This window comes from Pseudomonas sp. NY11955 (assembly GCF_048068035.1).
In the GTDB taxonomy this organism is placed as follows: domain Bacteria; phylum Pseudomonadota; class Gammaproteobacteria; order Pseudomonadales; family Pseudomonadaceae; genus Aquipseudomonas.
This window is the reverse complement of record NZ_JBLUPS010000005.1, coordinates 274,372-289,869: the sequence shown is the minus strand read 5'-3', so window position 1 is coordinate 289,869 and position 15,498 is coordinate 274,372. Positions and strand designations below refer to the sequence as shown.

The 15,498-nt window shown below is 62.9% G+C and carries 16 protein-coding genes; 10 read left to right on the top strand and 6 right to left on the bottom strand.

All coding sequences use genetic code 11. The annotated features are described in order from the left end of the window. Nucleotides 1-36: 36 nt before the first annotated feature. From ACNFBR_RS12205 to ACNFBR_RS12190, 4 genes are all read left to right on the top strand, one after another. Nucleotides 37-1,794, top strand: a complete 1,758-nt coding sequence (locus ACNFBR_RS12205) for a sensor histidine kinase (RefSeq protein WP_416735135.1) — start codon at nucleotides 37-39, stop codon at nucleotides 1,792-1,794. After that, nucleotides 1,788-3,122 (top strand): sigma-54-dependent transcriptional regulator, encoded by a 1,335-nt coding sequence (locus ACNFBR_RS12200; RefSeq protein ID WP_416735134.1) that lies wholly within the window; start codon nucleotides 1,788-1,790, stop codon nucleotides 3,120-3,122. The genes ACNFBR_RS12205 and ACNFBR_RS12200 overlap by 7 nt, the downstream gene beginning before the upstream one ends. A 278-nt stretch (nucleotides 3,123-3,400) precedes the next feature. After that, nucleotides 3,401-4,720: an MFS transporter gene (locus ACNFBR_RS12195; RefSeq protein WP_416735133.1), complete on the top strand. Its 1,320-nt coding sequence runs from the start codon at nucleotides 3,401-3,403 to the stop codon at nucleotides 4,718-4,720. A 190-nt stretch (nucleotides 4,721-4,910) separates the two neighbouring features. Further along, nucleotides 4,911-6,050, top strand: coding sequence for a Fic family protein (locus ACNFBR_RS12190; protein WP_416735132.1), 1,140 nt, complete (start codon nucleotides 4,911-4,913; stop codon nucleotides 6,048-6,050). On the opposite strand, the gene ACNFBR_RS12185 is transcribed toward ACNFBR_RS12190, so the two are convergent. Then, nucleotides 6,029-6,781 (bottom strand): hypothetical protein, encoded by a 753-nt coding sequence (locus tag ACNFBR_RS12185; protein ID WP_416735131.1) that lies wholly within the window; start codon nucleotides 6,779-6,781, stop codon nucleotides 6,029-6,031. The genes ACNFBR_RS12190 and ACNFBR_RS12185 overlap by 22 nt on opposite strands. Nucleotides 6,782-7,122: 341 nt before the next feature. Here ACNFBR_RS12185 and ACNFBR_RS12180 point away from each other — a divergent pair, with 341 nt between their 5' ends. Both ACNFBR_RS12180 and ACNFBR_RS12175 read left to right on the top strand, forming a co-directional pair. Then, a complete protein-coding gene (locus tag ACNFBR_RS12180) occupies nucleotides 7,123-7,488 on the top strand; it encodes a heme utilization protein (protein ID WP_416735130.1) in 366 nt (121 codons plus the stop codon). A 118-nt stretch (nucleotides 7,489-7,606) separates the two neighbouring features. Next, nucleotides 7,607-8,212, top strand: coding sequence for a flavin reductase family protein (locus tag ACNFBR_RS12175; protein WP_416735129.1), 606 nt, complete (start codon nucleotides 7,607-7,609; stop codon nucleotides 8,210-8,212). Here ACNFBR_RS12175 and ACNFBR_RS12170 read toward each other — a convergent pair whose 3' ends face one another. After that, entirely contained in the window at nucleotides 8,213-8,479 is a 267-nt protein-coding gene (locus ACNFBR_RS12170; RefSeq protein ID WP_416735128.1) for a hypothetical protein, read from the bottom strand. 16 nt (nucleotides 8,480-8,495) lie between these two features. Beyond that, complete coding sequence (locus ACNFBR_RS12165; protein ID WP_404660704.1) at nucleotides 8,496-8,789, bottom strand: putative quinol monooxygenase; 294 nt, start codon at nucleotides 8,787-8,789, stop codon at nucleotides 8,496-8,498. Nucleotides 8,790-8,991: 202 nt separating this feature from the next. Between ACNFBR_RS12165 and ACNFBR_RS12160 the strand changes: the two genes are divergently transcribed. Further along, nucleotides 8,992-9,912: an AraC family transcriptional regulator gene (locus ACNFBR_RS12160; protein ID WP_416735127.1), complete on the top strand. Its 921-nt coding sequence runs from the start codon at nucleotides 8,992-8,994 to the stop codon at nucleotides 9,910-9,912. 130 nt (nucleotides 9,913-10,042) lie between these two features. Here ACNFBR_RS12160 and ACNFBR_RS12155 read toward each other — a convergent pair whose 3' ends face one another. Beyond that, nucleotides 10,043-11,680 carry a 5-guanidino-2-oxopentanoate decarboxylase gene (locus ACNFBR_RS12155; RefSeq protein ID WP_416735126.1) on the bottom strand — a complete coding sequence of 546 codons (1,638 nt, stop codon included), beginning with the start codon at nucleotides 11,678-11,680 and terminating at the stop codon, nucleotides 10,043-10,045. A 114-nt stretch (nucleotides 11,681-11,794) separates the two neighbouring features. Between ACNFBR_RS12155 and ACNFBR_RS12150 the strand changes: the two genes are divergently transcribed. Then, nucleotides 11,795-12,670, top strand: a complete 876-nt coding sequence (locus ACNFBR_RS12150) for a LysR substrate-binding domain-containing protein (protein WP_416735125.1) — start codon at nucleotides 11,795-11,797, stop codon at nucleotides 12,668-12,670. Between the two features lie 75 nt (nucleotides 12,671-12,745). On the opposite strand, the gene ACNFBR_RS12145 is transcribed toward ACNFBR_RS12150, so the two are convergent. Both ACNFBR_RS12145 and ACNFBR_RS12140 read right to left on the bottom strand, forming a co-directional pair. Continuing rightward, nucleotides 12,746-13,360 carry an NAD(P)-dependent oxidoreductase gene (locus tag ACNFBR_RS12145; RefSeq protein WP_416735124.1) on the bottom strand — a complete coding sequence of 205 codons (615 nt, stop codon included), beginning with the start codon at nucleotides 13,358-13,360 and terminating at the stop codon, nucleotides 12,746-12,748. Between the two features lie 27 nt (nucleotides 13,361-13,387). Beyond that, a complete protein-coding gene (locus ACNFBR_RS12140) occupies nucleotides 13,388-14,263 on the bottom strand; it encodes an MBL fold metallo-hydrolase (RefSeq protein WP_416735123.1) in 876 nt (291 codons plus the stop codon). Nucleotides 14,264-14,365: 102 nt separating this feature from the next. Here ACNFBR_RS12140 and ACNFBR_RS12135 point away from each other — a divergent pair, with 102 nt between their 5' ends. Next, entirely contained in the window at nucleotides 14,366-15,274 is a 909-nt protein-coding gene (locus ACNFBR_RS12135) for a LysR family transcriptional regulator (RefSeq protein WP_416735122.1), read from the top strand. A 72-nt stretch (nucleotides 15,275-15,346) separates the two neighbouring features. Further along, nucleotides 15,347-15,487 (top strand): hypothetical protein, encoded by a 141-nt coding sequence (locus ACNFBR_RS12130; protein ID WP_416735121.1) that lies wholly within the window; start codon nucleotides 15,347-15,349, stop codon nucleotides 15,485-15,487. The last annotated feature ends 11 nt before the right edge of the window (nucleotides 15,488-15,498 follow it).

Here is a 15,498-nt window from a genome sequence, read left to right as displayed (position 1 = left end):
CCGGCCCCGATATCCCAATCATCCGGATCCGCCCCAATGCCCTTTTCCTTTCGCGCCCTGCGTCTGGGGCTGATCACCCTGCTGATCGTGCTGGGTACCGCCCTCAGTGCGGGCTGGACCATGCACCAGGCCAAGCGCCAGGCCATGGAAGACGACGCCCAGCGTGCCAGCCAGCAATTGGGCCTGTACGCCAACGCCCTGCACACCCTGATCGACCGCTACCGCGCCCTCCCCGCCGTACTGGCGCTGGACCCGGAGCTGATCGCCGCCTTGCGCGGCCCGGTTACCGAACAGGTACAGGACGCCCTGAACCACAAACTTGAACGCATCAACGGCGCCGCCAATTCCTCCACCCTCGAACTGCTCGACCGCACCGGCCTGGCCATTGCCGCCAGCAACTGGCGGCTGCCCAGCAGCTACGTGGGTTCCAACTACGGCTTCCGGCCCTACTTCAAGCAAACCCGCAGCCAAGGCAGCGGCCGCTTCTATGCCGTCGGCGTGACCAGTGGCGTGCCAGGCTACTTCCTGGCCAGCGCAGTCAACGACGAGCATGGCCGCTTCCTGGGTGCCATGGTGGTGAAGCTGGAGTTCCCCGAACTGGAGCGCGAATGGCGCCAGGGCAGCGATATCCTGTTGGTCAGCGACGCCCGCGGCATTACCTTCATTGCCAACCAGGACGGCTGGCGCTACCGCGAACTGCAGCCGCTCAGTGGCGCCGACCGTGCCGAACTGGCCGAAACCCGTCAGTACGACAAGCAACCACTGGTGCCGCTGCAGCATCAGGTGCTGACACGCTTTGCCAGCAACAGCACCCTTAGCCGCGTGCAAGGCCCCGAGGGCAGCGCCGAGTACTTGTGGGAAAGCCTGCCGTTGGAAGGCGAAAACTGGACCTTGCACCTGCTGCGCAAACCGCAGGTCGCCGCCGATGGGCGCAATGCCGCCCTCGGCGCTGCCGCCGTCTGGCTGAGCCTGGTGTTCGCAGCGTTGTTCGTCAGCCAGCGCCTGCGCCTGGCCCGCTTGCGCCAGCGCAGCCGGCAAGAGCTCAAGCGCCAGGTCGAGGAGCGCACCCGCGAGCTGCGCACCGCCCAGGAAGGCCTGGTGCAATCGGCCAAACTGGCCGCACTCGGGCAGATGTCGGCGGCCATGGCCCACGAAATCAACCAACCGCTGACCACCCAGCGAATGCAACTGGAAACCCTGCGCCTGCTGCTTGACCATGGCCGTCATGACGAAGCGCGGCAGGCGCTGGAGCCGCTGGAACAGATGCTCACGCGCATGGCTGCGCTCACCAGCCACCTGAAAACCTTCGCTCGCAACAGCCCGGTGGGCCTGCGCGAGCGCCTCGACCTGGCCACCGTGGTCGACCAGGCCTTGCACCTGCTTGAAGCACGCATTCGCAGCGAGGAGGTAGAAGTGGCCCTGTACCTGGCACGCCCAGCCTGGGTACGCGGCGATGCCATCCGTTTGGAGCAGGTGTTGATCAACCTGCTGCGCAATGCCCTCGACGCCATGGCCGACAAGCGCTACAAACGCCTGGAGATCCGCATCGAGCCCGACCAAGCGTTATGGCGCCTGAGTGTGCTCGACTCAGGTGGCGGCATTGCCGAGGCGGACCTGGCCAAGGTCTTCGACCCCTTCTTCACCACCAAGCCGGTGGGTGAAGGGCTGGGCCTGGGCCTGGCCATTTCCTATGGCATCGTGCACGAGGCCGGCGGCCAGCTGCAGGCCGAAAACCTGCCCGGCGGCGCTCGCCTGAGCCTTACCCTGCCCCGTGACCTGGAGCCTGTATGTTGAATTCGGTGATCGTCGTCGATGATGAAGCCAGTATCCGCACTGCTGTGGAGCAATGGCTGAGCCTGTCCGGCTTCAGCGTGCAGTTGTTCGCCCACGCGCAAGAATGCCTGGCCCAACTGCCGCGGCACTTCCCCGGGGTGATCATCAGCGATGTACGCATGCCGGGCATGGATGGCCTGCAATTGCTCGAACGCCTGCAAGCGGACGACCCCGACCTGCCGGTCATTTTGCTGACCGGTCACGGTGATGTGCCGATGGCGGTAGAAGCCATGCGCAATGGGGCCTATGACTTTCTGGAAAAGCCCTTCACGCCGCAACACTTGCTGGGCAGCCTGCGCCGGGCCCTGGAAAAGCGCCAGCTGGTGTTGGAGAACCGCCGGCTGCACGAGCAGGCCGACCTCAAGTCGCGCCTCGAAAGCACGCTGCTGGGTATGTCCCAAGGCCTGCAACAGCTGCGCCGACAAGTGCTGGACCTGGCCAGCCTGCCGGTCAATGTGCTGATCCGTGGTGAAACCGGCAGTGGCAAGGAACGGGTAGCCCGCTGCCTGCACGATTTTGGCCCCCGCGCCGACAAGCCGTTCGTAGCCCTCAATTGCGCCGCCATCCCCGAAGCACTGTTCGAAGCCGAACTGTTCGGTCATGAGAGTGGCGCCTTCACCGGCGCCCAGGGCAAACGCATCGGCAAGCTGGAGTACGCCAACGGTGGCACGGTGTTCCTCGACGAAATCGAAAGCATGCCACTGGCTCAGCAGGCCAAGCTGCTGCGGGTCATCCAGGAGCAGAAGCTGGAGCGTCTGGGGGCCAACCAGAGCATCAGCGTCGACCTGCGCATCATTGCCGCGACCAAGCCCGACCTGCTCGAAGAGGCACGTGCCGGGCGCTTTCGCGAAGACCTGGCCTACCGCTTGAACGTGGCCGAATTGCGCCTGGCACCGCTGCGTGAGCGGCGAGAGGACATTGCGCTGCTGTTCGAGCACTTTGCCCGAAGCGCAGGCGAAAAAATCGGCCGGGTGGCCCCTCCACTGCCGGGCGCACAGCTTGCGCAATTGCTGACGCATGACTGGCCGGGCAACGTGCGTGAGCTGGCCAATGCCGCAGAGCGGCATGCGTTGGGGCTGGGTTCGCCGAATATCGAGGTGGCACCTGCCGGGCAATCGTTGAGCGAACAGATGGAAGCGTTCGAGGCGCAGTGCCTGCGTGCGGCGTTGCGGCTGCATGGGGGCGAGATCAAGGCGGTGATGCAGGCTTTGCAGCTGCCGCGGCGTACGCTTAACGAAAAAATGCAGCGGCATGGGTTGTTGCGGGAAGATTTCATGATGCGCGAATGAGCGGCTTTCCGCTCACCGCGCCAGTCCGACCAGCAAGAATCCGCTCATATACTGGGTTTCAAGGGCGTTGGGTTGCAGCCTTTCGCGGGCTCGCCCGCTCCCACAAAAAAATGTGAAAGATCAAGCGTGACGCGGGCCCTGGGGGGGCGGCGGGCCCGCGAAGGGGCGCCCAGCGCCCCCGTTTGGATCATCACGCACCCATTTGGCACACCTTCTGCAAACACCTGTGCAAGCTGCGCCACGGCGCGCTCCACAAAAACAACGAGAAGGTATCCCTGATGGATAACGCCACCTCCCTGCCCGCTGGGGCGGCCACCGCGCCTGCCGCGGAAAAAACCACCGCCAGCCGCCTGAAATCGATTTTCAGCGGTTCCATCGGCAACATGGTCGAATGGTACGACTGGTACGTCTACGCCGCATTCTCGCTGTACTTCGCCAAGGCCTTCTTCCCGGCTGGCGACTCCACCGCACAACTGCTCAATACCGCCGCAATCTTCGCCGTGGGCTTCCTCATGCGCCCGATCGGTGGTTGGCTGATGGGCCTGTACGCCGACCGCAAGGGCCGCAAGGCCGCGCTGATGGCGTCGGTACTGCTGATGTGCGCAGGCTCGCTGGTCATTGCCCTGACCCCTGGGTATGAAACCATCGGCGTCGCCGCACCGATCCTGCTGGTCATCGCGCGTCTGCTGCAAGGCCTGTCGGTGGGTGGTGAATATGGCACCTCCGCCACCTACCTCAGCGAAATGGCCAGCAAGGAGCGCCGTGGCTTCTTCTCCAGCTTCCAGTACGTGACCCTGATTTCCGGCCAGCTCATCGCCTTGGCGGTACTGATCATCCTGCAACAGACCCTGACCACCGAGCAGCTGTATGCCTGGGGCTGGCGTGTGCCGTTCGTGATCGGTGCGCTGTGCGCCGTGGTGGCTTTGTACCTGCGTCGCGGCATGGAAGAAACCGCTTCGTTCACCAAGAAGGAAAAGGCCAAGGAAAGCCTGATGCGCACCCTGCTGCGTCACCCCAAGGAACTGATGACCGTGGTCGGCCTGACCATGGGCGGCACCCTGGCTTTCTACACTTACACCACCTACATGCAGAAGTACCTGGTCAATACCGTGGGCATGAGCATCAGCGACTCGACCACCATCTCGGCCGCCACGCTGTTCTTGTTCATGTGCCTGCAGCCGGTGATCGGTGGCCTGTCCGACAAGATTGGCCGACGCCCGATCCTGATCGCCTTCGGTGTGCTCGGCACCCTGTTCACCGTACCGATCCTCAGCACCCTGCACACCATCCAGACCTGGTGGGGCGCGTTCTTCCTGATCATGGCCGCGCTGATCATCGTCAGCGGCTACACCTCGATCAACGCCGTGGTCAAGGCCGAGCTGTTCCCAACTGAAATTCGCGCACTGGGCGTAGGCCTGCCGTATGCGCTGACCGTGTCGATCTTCGGCGGTACCGCCGAGTATGTCGCCCTGTGGTTCAAGAGCGTCGGCATGGAGAGCGGCTTCTACTGGTACGTCACCGCCTGCATCGCTTGCTCGCTGCTGGTTTACGCGACCATGAAGGACACCAAGCAACACTCGCGGATCACCACCGATTGACTCAGGCCTGGTCATACTGAAAGGGGCGCTCCATTGTATGGGGCGCCCCTTTTTCATGACACACGACAGCCCGTGAGCCGAATAAGCCGACTATTCGGCTCATTGAGTGAGCCGAATAGCGCTATTATTCGGCTCACTTAATGAGCCGAATAGTCGGCTTATTCGGCTCACAGAGGGGATCGGCACAATCATGAACAGTCCTTTGTGGATCTGGCAGCAACCTGCTTGGCCCCAATTCACCTGGCAAAACGAAGCAATCACCCCACTTCTGCGCAACTGCATCGATATGCAAGGGCGCCTGCTCGGCAAGATCGGCAGCGTCGATGAGTTCAGCGAGTGCGAGAACATTCTGGATACATTGCTGCAGAACATCGTCACCTCCTCGGCCATAGAAGGTGAACAGTTGAATGTGGGCTCAGTCCGCTCTTCCCTCGCTCGCCGACTGGGTATTGAAGAGCACGGCGCTACCAATGTCCGCAGTGAAGGACTGGCGGAGCTGATGCTGGATGCAACGCAAGGGTATGACCGGCCACTGACCCTGCAACGCCTGCTCACCTGGCACCAGTGGCTATTCCCGGTGGCGCAAGGCACCTTGAGCAAGGCGGTACTGGTCGGCCAACTGCGTGATGAAGTGCCCATGCAGGTGATCTCCGGCCGCCTTGACAAGCCCACCGTGCATTTCCAGGCACCACCTCGCGATAGCCTTGAAACACAGCTCGCCGAGTTTCTTGACTGGTTTGCCTACAGCCTGGATCTCGCTGGTCTGGACCCGCTGCTGCGTGCGGGCATCGCGCACTTCTGGTTCGTTACACTGCACCCGTTCGACGATGGCAATGGTCGACTGACCCGGGCGATCACCGACCTGGCTCTGGCACAAGCTGAGCGCCAGGCCATTCGCTTCTATGCCATGTCCGCCAGCATCCTCGACGACAGAGCCGGCTATTACCAGGTACTGGAGAGCAGCCAGAAAGGCGATTTGGATATCACCCGCTGGCTGTCCTGGTTCCTTGCCACACTGCTGCGCAGCCTTGAACAGGCACTGATGAACATTGACCGGATTCTGGCCAAAGCCAGGTTCTGGCAGGCGCATCGCGCAGATGGCTTGCTGCCCGAACAAGTCAAGGTGCTCAACAGATTGCTCGATGGCGGCCCGCGCGGTTTCGAGGACGGCATCAGCGCCACGCAATACCAGGCAGTTGTGAAGGTATCCAAGGCCACTGCGACCCGCCACCTTACCGATCTGCTCGATAAAGCTTGCCTGGTTCGTCTACCAGGCGGGGGCCGAAGTACCCGTTACCGCATCAACACTCAAGACATCTCCAACGCCTGACGCGGTTCACGGCGCTGGTACCAGGTGGCCATTAGCACCAGCACCAGCAGCACCCCGCCCAGCACGGCCGAGGAACCGACCGTACCGAAGTCCAGGCCGCCCTTCTCATGCGGCTTGGTCAGGAAATCGCCCAAGGTGGCGCCAAACGGGCGGGTGAGCACGAACGCGATCCAGAACAACACCACACCGGGGATGCGCGTCCAGTAGCGGGCCACCACCACCAGTGCAATGGCACTGCCAATCAACAGTGCGCCGCCGGCAAAACCCAGCCCCGAGTCATCGGCCAGGTAATCGCCCAGCGCGGTGCCGAGGGTGTTGGAAAACAGGATCGCCACCCAGTAGAACAGCTCGCCTGTACGGTTCTTGATGCGGGTGACATCCAGCGGGTTGCCGCTCAGGCGCCAGACCAGGAAGGTGAGCAGCAGGATACCAATCAGCAGGGCCGAGCCCATGGCATAACCCAGGCCCAGGGTGCGGTCCATGAAGTCGGACATGGTGGTGCCGGCGGTGCTGGTGGAGAGGATCACCAACCAGTACAGCATCGGGTGATAGCGGCGTGAGTACAACTGGCCGAGCAACGTCAGCAGGAACACGCTGATGAGCAGCAGCGAGCTGAGTGCATAGCCAATGTCGAGGGTCATCGACAGCAAGTCACCTGCTGTTTCACCCAGGGTAGTAGCGCAGATCTTCATGACCCAGAAGGCCAAGGTGATTTGCGGGAGTTTGTTCATTGTTGTGCCGCTCCAGTTTTAGGTGCGGCGATGGTGCTGAGCGGCGTCTGAAAAATCGGTTGGTGATAGATGAAAAATACGTTCATCGGCCGTCGACTTCAGATTTTTCCTTCTTAACGCCCTATTAATTCCCCCCTATCAAGCTGCAATGGCTGGCAGAACGTTGGTGTAAGCGCCGACTTCCCTTGAGCCAGGCTGCTGCCTGATTCACGGTATGCGCACACACATACATCGAATAATTAGATTTTTAATCGCTATTTTTTGCGCTTTTTAATCAAATTAATTGGCGTAGCATAAAACCCATAGAAACAAACAACTCACAAACCCCCGGAGCAACGACCATGAAAAGCAAACTGATCCTCACCCTGGCCCTTTCGGTTTTCGCAGCAGGCGCCTTTGCCGAAGATGGCTTTGATCGTACCAATGGCCACACCTTTGCCGCGGCCCAGACTCAATCCGCCCGCTACGCCGAAGATGGCTTCGACCGCACCGGTGGCCAACGCTTCGCCGAAGACGGCTTCGACCGCACCGGTGGCCAACGCTTCGCCGAAGACGGCTTCGACCGCACCGGCGGCCAACGCTTCGCCGAAGACGGCTTCGACCGCACCGGTGGCCAACGCTTCGCCGAAGATGGCTTCGACCGCACCGGCGGCCAACGCTTCGCCGAAGATGGCTTCGACCGCACCAACGCTCACCGCATCAGCTGATGCCTGATGCGAGCGCCCAGCCCGGCTTCGGCCGGGCTTGATCATTTGCAGACGCGCTCAGGCTTGGCACACTAGGCAACTTGTCCACCAGGAGGTAGGGCCAGCAAGCCCAGCACAGATGTATTACTACGAACCCGCCAAAGGCCACGGCCTGCCCCACGACCCGTTCAACGCCATCGTCGGCCCCCGCCCTATCGGCTGGATCTCCTCCCAGGACCGCGAAGGCCGCCTGAACCTGGCGCCCTACAGCTTCTTCAACGCCTTCAACTACATCCCACCGATCATCGGATTCTGCAGCGTCGGGCGCAAAGACAGCCTGAACAACATCGAGCAGACCGGTGAATTCGTCTGGAACCTGGCCACCCGACCGCTGGCCGAACAGATGAACCTGAGCTGCGCGCCGGTTGCCGCCGAGGTAAGCGAGTTCGAATTGAGTGGCCTCACTGCCGCACCGTCGAGCATCGTCAAGGTGCCACGCGTGGGTGAAACCCCAGTCGCCTTCGAGTGCAAGGTCAGCCAGATCGTCCAACTCAAGCGGGCCGACCAGGAACCGGTGCCCAGCTGGCTGATCCTCGGGGAAGTAGTGGCGGTGCACATTGCCGAGCACCTGTTGAACAACGGCATCTACGATACCGCTGCCGCCGAACCGATCCTGCGTGGCGGCGGCCCGGCGGACTATTTCGAGCTGGGCAACCTGTTCAAGATGGCCCGGCCACCGGCCTGATCACCAGACCAGCTCACCCTCTTCGCTGACGCCCTGCAAGCGTTGCAGCTCGGCGGTGGCCGCTTCGTCGGCGGCCACAGCGCCCTTGAACACCTGTCCGTCGAGAACCTTGTGAAAGCGCGGCGCACCGCCCATGCCCAAGGCCTTGACCGCGATAGCCGCGTTGTAACCGCCGCCCTCCACCGGCACCATCGCCGAAACCGCTTCGAAATGAGTAAATTCCCTACGTGCCATGTTGCTATCCGCCTGGTTGAACAAGGGCGTCACTTTACCTCATCCGCCCTCAATCGAAGGTATGCAAGTCGAGGCTGCTGACCACCCGTGCCTGCACCAGCTCGCCAAACACCTCCAGCGTCGGCGAAGCAAAGTAGCCGCTCATCGCCTGTTGGTCCTGCCAGCTACCACTGAGCAGCCACAGATCAGCATCGGCCTGCGAACGCTGCACCGTGAAACTCAGGCAACCCGGCGCACGCCGCGAGGGTTCGAGCAGGTCACGCAGGCGCGCGCCAAGCTCTGCCGAGCGCCCGCTGCTGGCACGGATGAAAGCAAGATGGGTGACCGGTTGTTTTAGGGTCATTGCACAATCTCCTTGAAGCACGCGGACAGAAAAGCCAGGCTGCCAAGGTTAGGGGCTCGCCCGCGCGGCGCGTTAGGCCATTACTGCACGTCGATTGCCTGATCCTGCAGCGCTGCAGGATCAGGCAATCGACGTGCAGCTTTCGACTAGCGCCCATCTTTGCCCAAACCTATGCTGCGTCGGTCAGTAGAGGAAAGCCAACATGACCACCGCCCCGTCCACCGACCCGACCCTGGAACTGCAGCGCCTGGAGCTGGCCGAGCTGATTACCCGCCATGCCGGCGAGCCCCACGGCCCCGCATCGGCCATCGATGACTTGTACCTGGTGCGTTACACCGAGAACGTGCGCTCAGTACCGACCCTGGCGCAACCTGCCCTGTGCATACTCGCCCAAGGCAGCAAAAGCCTGTTCCTCGGTGACGAGCAGTATGCCTACGACCCACTGCACTACATGGTGGTCTCGGTCACCTTGCCGCTGAGCGGGGTAAAGCTCGACGCCAGCCCGGAAAACCCCAGCCTGGGCCTGCGCATGGACCTGGACCCGGCCGAGATCAGCCAGCTGATTGCCGAAAGCGGGCCGATGCTGGTGCCCAACCGACCTTCCGGTCGTGGCTTGTATGTGGAAAGGACTGATGCGGCATTGCTCGACGCCCTGCTACGGCTGATCCGCCTGCTGGACACACCGCGTGATATCGCAATGTTGGCACCGCTGTTCCGCCGCGAGATTCTCTACCGCCTGCTCCGTGGGCCGCAGGGTTGCCGGCTGTATGAAATTGCCTTGGCCAACAGCCAGACCCATCGGGTTTGCCAGGCCATCACCTGGCTTAACAACAACTACCAACAGCCACTGCGTATTGAAGACCTGGCCCGTGAGGTCAACCTCAGCACCTCGACCTTGCACCACCGATTCAAGGCGGTGACGTCGATGAGCCCGTTGCAGTACCAGAAGCAACTGCGCTTGCAGGAGGCCCGCCGGCTGATGCTCAACGACGGGCTCGAGGCAGCGGTGGCGGCCTATCGGGTAGGGTACGAAAGCCCGTCGCAGTTCAGCCGTGAATACAGCCGGCTGTACGGCGCGCCACCCATTCGGGATGTGGCCAGATTGAGGGCCACTGCTGGCTAGAACTTTTTGGTGGCTGTACTGGCCTTTTCGCGGGCTCGCCCGCTCCCCCAGGTACAGCACAACCTTCAGTGCAGTGCCCTGTGGGAGCGGGCGAGCCCGCGAAGAGGCCGGTCCAGACAGCAGCTTCACGTCATCCCAACACTGTCCCTTGCCACTGATTCTGGTCAATCTGGATCAAAGTCGGCCCCTTGCGCTCCACCGCCAGCGCCAACGCAGCCTGCAACTGCGCCACATCCGCCACCTGCTCCGCCGCCGCTCCCAGCGCCCGCGCCACGCCGATGAAGTCTGGGGTATGGATATCCACGCCGACCGGCTCGATCGCCCGGTTGACCATGTACTTCTTGATCTCCTCGTACCCTTGGTTATTCCACAGCAGCACGACCAGCGGCACCTGCGCCTCCACCGCACTGGCCAGCTCCGGCAGGGTGAACTGCAAGCCGCCGTCACCAATCAGGCACACCGCCGGCGCGCGTTGGTCGGCCTGCTCGGCACTGCCCAACCAGGCGCCCATGGCGGCAGGCAGCGCATAACCCAGGGTGCCATAGCCGGTCGAGGCATTGAACCAGCGGCGCGGCTGGTCCATGTCCAGGGTCAGGTTGCCGGTGTACACCGGTTGGGTGGAATCACCCACCAGAATGGCATTGGGCAGGCGTTCGAGAATGGCGCTGAGCAAACGCGTCTGGCTCAAGGCCGCCTGGTCCCAATCGGCCGCCAGTGCCTGGCGCAAGTTGGCCACACGGGCCACCCCCCAAGTGCTTTCGCGCAGCGGTTGCGGCTGGGCCTGCAAGGCACCAAGCAGCGCTTCGGCGGCCAGCTCGGCATCGGCTACCAGCGCCAGCTCCGGCAGGTAATTGCGCACGGTCTGGTCCGGGTCGATGTCGATGCGCAGCAGGCTGCCTGGGATCTCGAAACCGCCCTTGAAGGTCACGTCATAATCGGTTTCGGCCAATTCGGTACCGATCGCCAGCACCACGTCGGCCTCAGCCACCAGGGCCCGTGTGGCCGGCAACGACTGGGTCGAGCCGATCTGCAACGGGTGGCTGGCCGGTAGCAAGCCCTTGGCATTGATGGTCAGCGCCACCGGGGCCTGAAGGTGTTCGGCCAGGCGTGCCAGCGCAGCACCCGCAGCCAACGCCCCGCCACCGGCCAGGATCAGCGGCCGACGTGCGCTGGCCAGGCGCTCAGCCATCTGCGCCACAGCCCGTGGCGCTGCACCTGCGCGGCTGCCCCGTACCGGGCGCCCCGGCAACAGGTGGTCGGCCGGTTCAACCAGCACATCGAGCGGGATCTCGATGTGCACCGGGCGCGGTCGGGCACTGTCGAATACGGCGAAGGCACGGGCCAGCACCTGCGGCAGGTCGGCGGCACTCATCAAGGTATGGGAAAACGCCGCCACGCCTGCTACCAGCGCTGCCTGGTTGGGCAGTTCATGCAGCTTGCCACGGCCACCGCCCAGCTGGTCGCGGGATTGCACGCTGGAGATCACCAGCATCGGGATCGAGTCGGCATAGGCCTGGCCCATGGCAGTGGTGATATTGGTCATGCCAGGGCCGGTAATGATGAAGCACACCCCCGGTTTGCCACGGGTGCGCGCATAGCCGTCAGCCATGAACCCGGCGCCCTGCTCATGGCGCGGAGTGATGTGGCGAATGGACGAGCCCGCCAGGCCACGGTAGAGCTCCACGGTATGTACACCGGGAATGCCGAAGACATGGTCCACGCCATAGCCTTCAAGGAGTTTGACCAGTACTTCGCCGCAGGTTGCCATCGGGGTTCACCGTGAATCTTGTTGGGTTATGCCCTTATTGGACCCAAGCCACGGCTATCGCCACAATGTAAAAAAACACATACTAGCCATGTCCTGTGATCATGGCTTACTGCAATGAAACGCCTCCCGCCCCTCCCTGCCCTGCACACCTTTCTGGTCACCGCCCAGCAGTGCAACTTCACCCGCGCCGGGCAACAGTTGCACATTACCCAGGGTGCTGTGAGCCGTCAGATTGCAGCCCTCGAAGAACACCTGGGCTATGCCCTGTTCAAGCGCGAGGCTCGCGGCTTGAGCCTGACCCGTGAAGGCCTGGACTGGTTGCCACGGGTACAGCAGGTATTCGCGCTGATCGAACAAGGGGTGCGCGAGGTAGGTGAGCACAGCACTACGTTGCAACTCAAGGCGCCAACCTGCGTGATGCGCTGGCTGCTGCCACGCCTAATGGAATGGCAGGCACTGCGCCCGGATGTGCCGGTGGAGCTGACGACTACCGTGCAACACGGCGTGGACTTTCGGCGTGAGGGCTTCGATGCGGCGGTGGTCTATGGCGATGCACCGAACCACGGGCTGCACGTGCGCAAGCTTTTCGATGAGCAACTGACGCCGGTGTGCGCACCGACACTGCGCCAGGGGCCGCTGCCCTTGCAGGAGGTGGAAGACCTGGCAAGGCACATGCTGCTGCACCCATCGCGGGATGAGCATGACTGGCGGTTGTGGTTACAAGCGGCAGGGGTGACGCTGGCCACGCATGGCCCCAAGCAGCATTTCGAGACGCTGGACATGGCGATGGCCATGGCCTCGCAGGGGACTGGGGTGGCTATCGGCGACTGGTCGCTGATTGGCGATGACTTGCGCGGGGGGCGGCTGTGCATGCCATTTGCGCTGAAGGTACTGACGGGTAAGGGGTACTACCTGGTGAGCCAGGCCAGAAGCTTGCCTCCGGGTTTAGTGGAATTGCTGGATTGGCTGGAGCAACAGGCTAGCCAGTAAGGGCCTCTTCGCGGGCACGCCCGCTCCCACAGGTACAGCGCTGGGCATGGAATCCATGCCCGCGAAGCAGGTGACTCAATACCCGACGGTGAAGCGCTGGCGTGAATGCGCTGGCTTTTCCAGCTCGTCGAGCATGGCAATCGCATAATCGGCAAAGGTGATCCAACTCTTGCCATCCGCACCGATCAGCAAGTGATCCTTGCCCAACGTGTAGCGCCCGCTACGCTCACCTTCGACGAACTCCGCCGACGGCGAGAGGAAGGTCCAGTCCAGGTTTGGCTCGCGCTGCAACGCCTCCAGAAAACGCACCCCGGCGGTGGCTTCGGCCTTGTAGGCCTCCGGGAAATCCGGGCTGTCGATCACCCGGTGCCCCGAAGGCAGCAACAGGCTACCGGCGCCTCCCACCACCAGCAGGCGCTTCACCCCAGCGCGCTTGACCGGCTCGATGATCGCGTGCGGCTCGATGGTGGAAAAATGCGCCGCGCTCAGTACCGCGTCCACACCTGCCACAGCCGCTTGCAAGGCCGCGCTGTCCTTGGCATCCAGCGCCTTGACGGTCACCCCGTCACGCCCCTGCAACCTGGAAGGGTCGCGGGCAATGGCCAGCACACTGTGGCCACGGCGCAGGGCCTCTTCCAGCAGCTGGCTGCCTGCGCGGCCAGTGGCACCGATGATTGCGATCTTGCTCATGAAATACTCTCCCTCAGTTGAACGGAATTACCACTTCATCTCGCCCTTGGCGACCTTGGCCCCTAGCACCAGGGAACTTTCATCGGCCAGGCCCGGGTAACGTTGCTGCATGGCCGCGATCAAGGCGCCAGCATCTTTCGCTTTGGCGGTTTCAGCATCGAAATCACGAATGTAGTTCGCGGTGAAGCGCACAGCTTGCAATGAACGGCTGCTGTCACCCAGGAAGTGGCCCGGAATGACCGTGCGCGGCGCCAGCGCTTCGATGTGCGCCAGCGTGCCGAGCCAGTCGGCATGCGACTTGGCCGTTTGGGTATCGGCCATCCACACATGTATATGCTCGGACACCACTACGCCACCGACCACCGCCTTGATCGACGGAATCCAGACAAAGCTGCGGTCTGGCTGCGGGCCGCCCAGGCCAACCACATCCAGGGCCTGCCCCTCAAGCGTCAGGCGGTTGCCTTCGAGCACCTGCGGCAGCACCAACCGCGCGGGTTTGTCTGCCCCCATCTGCGGCCCCCAGTACGCCAGCTTGGCGTCCATGGTCTGGCGGATATGCGCGACGGTGGCGGCCGAAGCCAACACCTTGGCGTCGGGGAAAGCCTGGGTCAGGGTGTCCAGGCCGAAGTAGTAGTCCGGGTCGCCATGGCTGATGTAGATGCTGGTCAGGTGTTTGCCACCCGCCCGCAGGCGTTGCACCAGCTGCTCGGCCTGCGCCTTGCCGAACTGGGCATCGACCAGCACGGCGTCATGCTCGCCACTGACGATCACCGAACTGACTGGAAAAATCGCCTCGTGCCCGGGGTTGTAGACCTCCAGCTGCAAAGGTTCGGCAGCCAGCGCCGGGCCGGCCAGGGTAACGCAGGCCAGCAGCAGGCCACGCAAGGGAGTGAACAGGGACATGGGCAACGCCTTCAGCTGAACAATGCCCAACAGCTTAGTTGCCCATTCCATGACAAAAAATGCGATGCTCGAACATAGTTTGTTTCTGAAAGCGGGCAAATCATGGACCGTCTCAATGCCATGCGCGTATTCGTGAGCGTCGTCGACCTCGGCAGCCAGTCAGCAGCGGCGGATCACCTGCAGCTGTCGCGGCCGGTCGTGTCGCGCTACTTGGCCGAGTTGGAAGACTGGGTTGGCGCGCGGCTGATGCAGCGGACCACGCGCAAGCTCAGCCTCACGGCCGCCGGCCAGGAAACCCTGCCCCGCTGCCGGCAATTGCTGGAGCTGGCCGGCGACCTGCAAGCCGCCGTACAGCAACCGGATGACGCGCCAAAGGGTGCGCTGCGCATCAGCGTCAGTACCTCCTTCGGCCAGGCACAGTTGGTGGATGCGGTAGCCGCCTACGTGCGGCGTTACCCTGGGGTGAAAGTGGAACTGCAAATGCTCGATCGCACCGTCAACCTGGTGGACGAGCGCATCGACTTGGCCATTCGTACCAGCAACGACCTGGACCCCAACTTGATCGCCCGGCGCCTGAGCGTGTGCCGCTCGGTGGTCTGCGCGGCACCCGCCTACCTGCACGAGCACGGCACACCGCAACAGGTCGAGGAACTGAGCCGGCACAACTGCCTGACCCACGCCTACTTTGGCCACAGCCTGTGGCATTTCGACCTGGCCGGGCAGCAAGTCGCCGTACCGGTGGCGGGGAACATCAGCGCCAACGAAGCGATGACGTTGCAAAAGGCTGCGCTGGCGGGCGCGGGTATCGCCATGCTGCCGACCTACCAGGCCGCAGAGGCCCTGCGTCGGGGTGAACTGGTGCGCCTGCTGCCCGAGGCGAAACCGCGAGAGCTGAACCTGAACGCGGTGTATACGTCGCGCAAGCACATGCCGGCGACCTTGCGCAGCATGCTGGACTTTCTAGTGCTGCGGTTCAAGGACGAGCCGGAGTGGGACCAGGATCTATACTAGTGCTGTACACCCCTTACGCTGTAACGGGAGGTGAGCACCATGGGCATCAAATCAAGAAGAGTCGCCCTTGTCATGGCCCTGACCGCAGTCGCAGGGCTGTATGGCTCGGCCTGCTGGCGCGTCGAGCTGCTACGCAACCAGCCCAGCGCCGCCAACAGCTGCGAGCAGGCACATTGCGTGCCTCACAGTGCAACCTTGAGCGCCGTCCGTTGAGTTGACGGCGC

Excerpts from the sequence above, each read along its gene's own strand:
- ACNFBR_RS12180 (WP_416735130.1), top strand. The coding sequence starts at position 7,123 with ATGAAAAGCAAACTGATCCTCACCCTGGCCCTTTCGGTTTTCGCAGCA.
- ACNFBR_RS12145 (WP_416735124.1), bottom strand. The coding sequence starts at position 13,360 with ATGAGCAAGATCGCAATCATCGGTGCCACTGGCCGCGCAGGCAGCCAG.
- ACNFBR_RS12165 (WP_404660704.1), bottom strand. The coding sequence starts at position 8,789 with ATGACCCTAAAACAACCGGTCACCCATCTTGCTTTCATCCGTGCCAGC.
- ACNFBR_RS12155 (WP_416735126.1), bottom strand. The coding sequence starts at position 11,680 with ATGGCAACCTGCGGCGAAGTACTGGTCAAACTCCTTGAAGGCTATGGC.
- ACNFBR_RS12185 (WP_416735131.1), bottom strand. The coding sequence starts at position 6,781 with ATGAACAAACTCCCGCAAATCACCTTGGCCTTCTGGGTCATGAAGATC.
- ACNFBR_RS12190 (WP_416735132.1), top strand. The coding sequence starts at position 4,911 with ATGAACAGTCCTTTGTGGATCTGGCAGCAACCTGCTTGGCCCCAATTC.
- ACNFBR_RS12160 (WP_416735127.1), top strand. The coding sequence starts at position 8,992 with ATGACCACCGCCCCGTCCACCGACCCGACCCTGGAACTGCAGCGCCTG.
- ACNFBR_RS12150 (WP_416735125.1), top strand. The coding sequence starts at position 11,795 with ATGAAACGCCTCCCGCCCCTCCCTGCCCTGCACACCTTTCTGGTCACC.
- ACNFBR_RS12135 (WP_416735122.1), top strand. The coding sequence starts at position 14,366 with ATGGACCGTCTCAATGCCATGCGCGTATTCGTGAGCGTCGTCGACCTC.
- ACNFBR_RS12200 (WP_416735134.1), top strand. The coding sequence starts at position 1,788 with ATGTTGAATTCGGTGATCGTCGTCGATGATGAAGCCAGTATCCGCACT.
- ACNFBR_RS12140 (WP_416735123.1), bottom strand. The coding sequence starts at position 14,263 with ATGTCCCTGTTCACTCCCTTGCGTGGCCTGCTGCTGGCCTGCGTTACC.
- ACNFBR_RS12195 (WP_416735133.1), top strand. The coding sequence starts at position 3,401 with ATGGATAACGCCACCTCCCTGCCCGCTGGGGCGGCCACCGCGCCTGCC.
- ACNFBR_RS12205 (WP_416735135.1), top strand. The coding sequence starts at position 37 with ATGCCCTTTTCCTTTCGCGCCCTGCGTCTGGGGCTGATCACCCTGCTG.
- ACNFBR_RS12130 (WP_416735121.1), top strand. The coding sequence starts at position 15,347 with ATGGCCCTGACCGCAGTCGCAGGGCTGTATGGCTCGGCCTGCTGGCGC.
- ACNFBR_RS12175 (WP_416735129.1), top strand. The coding sequence starts at position 7,607 with ATGTATTACTACGAACCCGCCAAAGGCCACGGCCTGCCCCACGACCCG.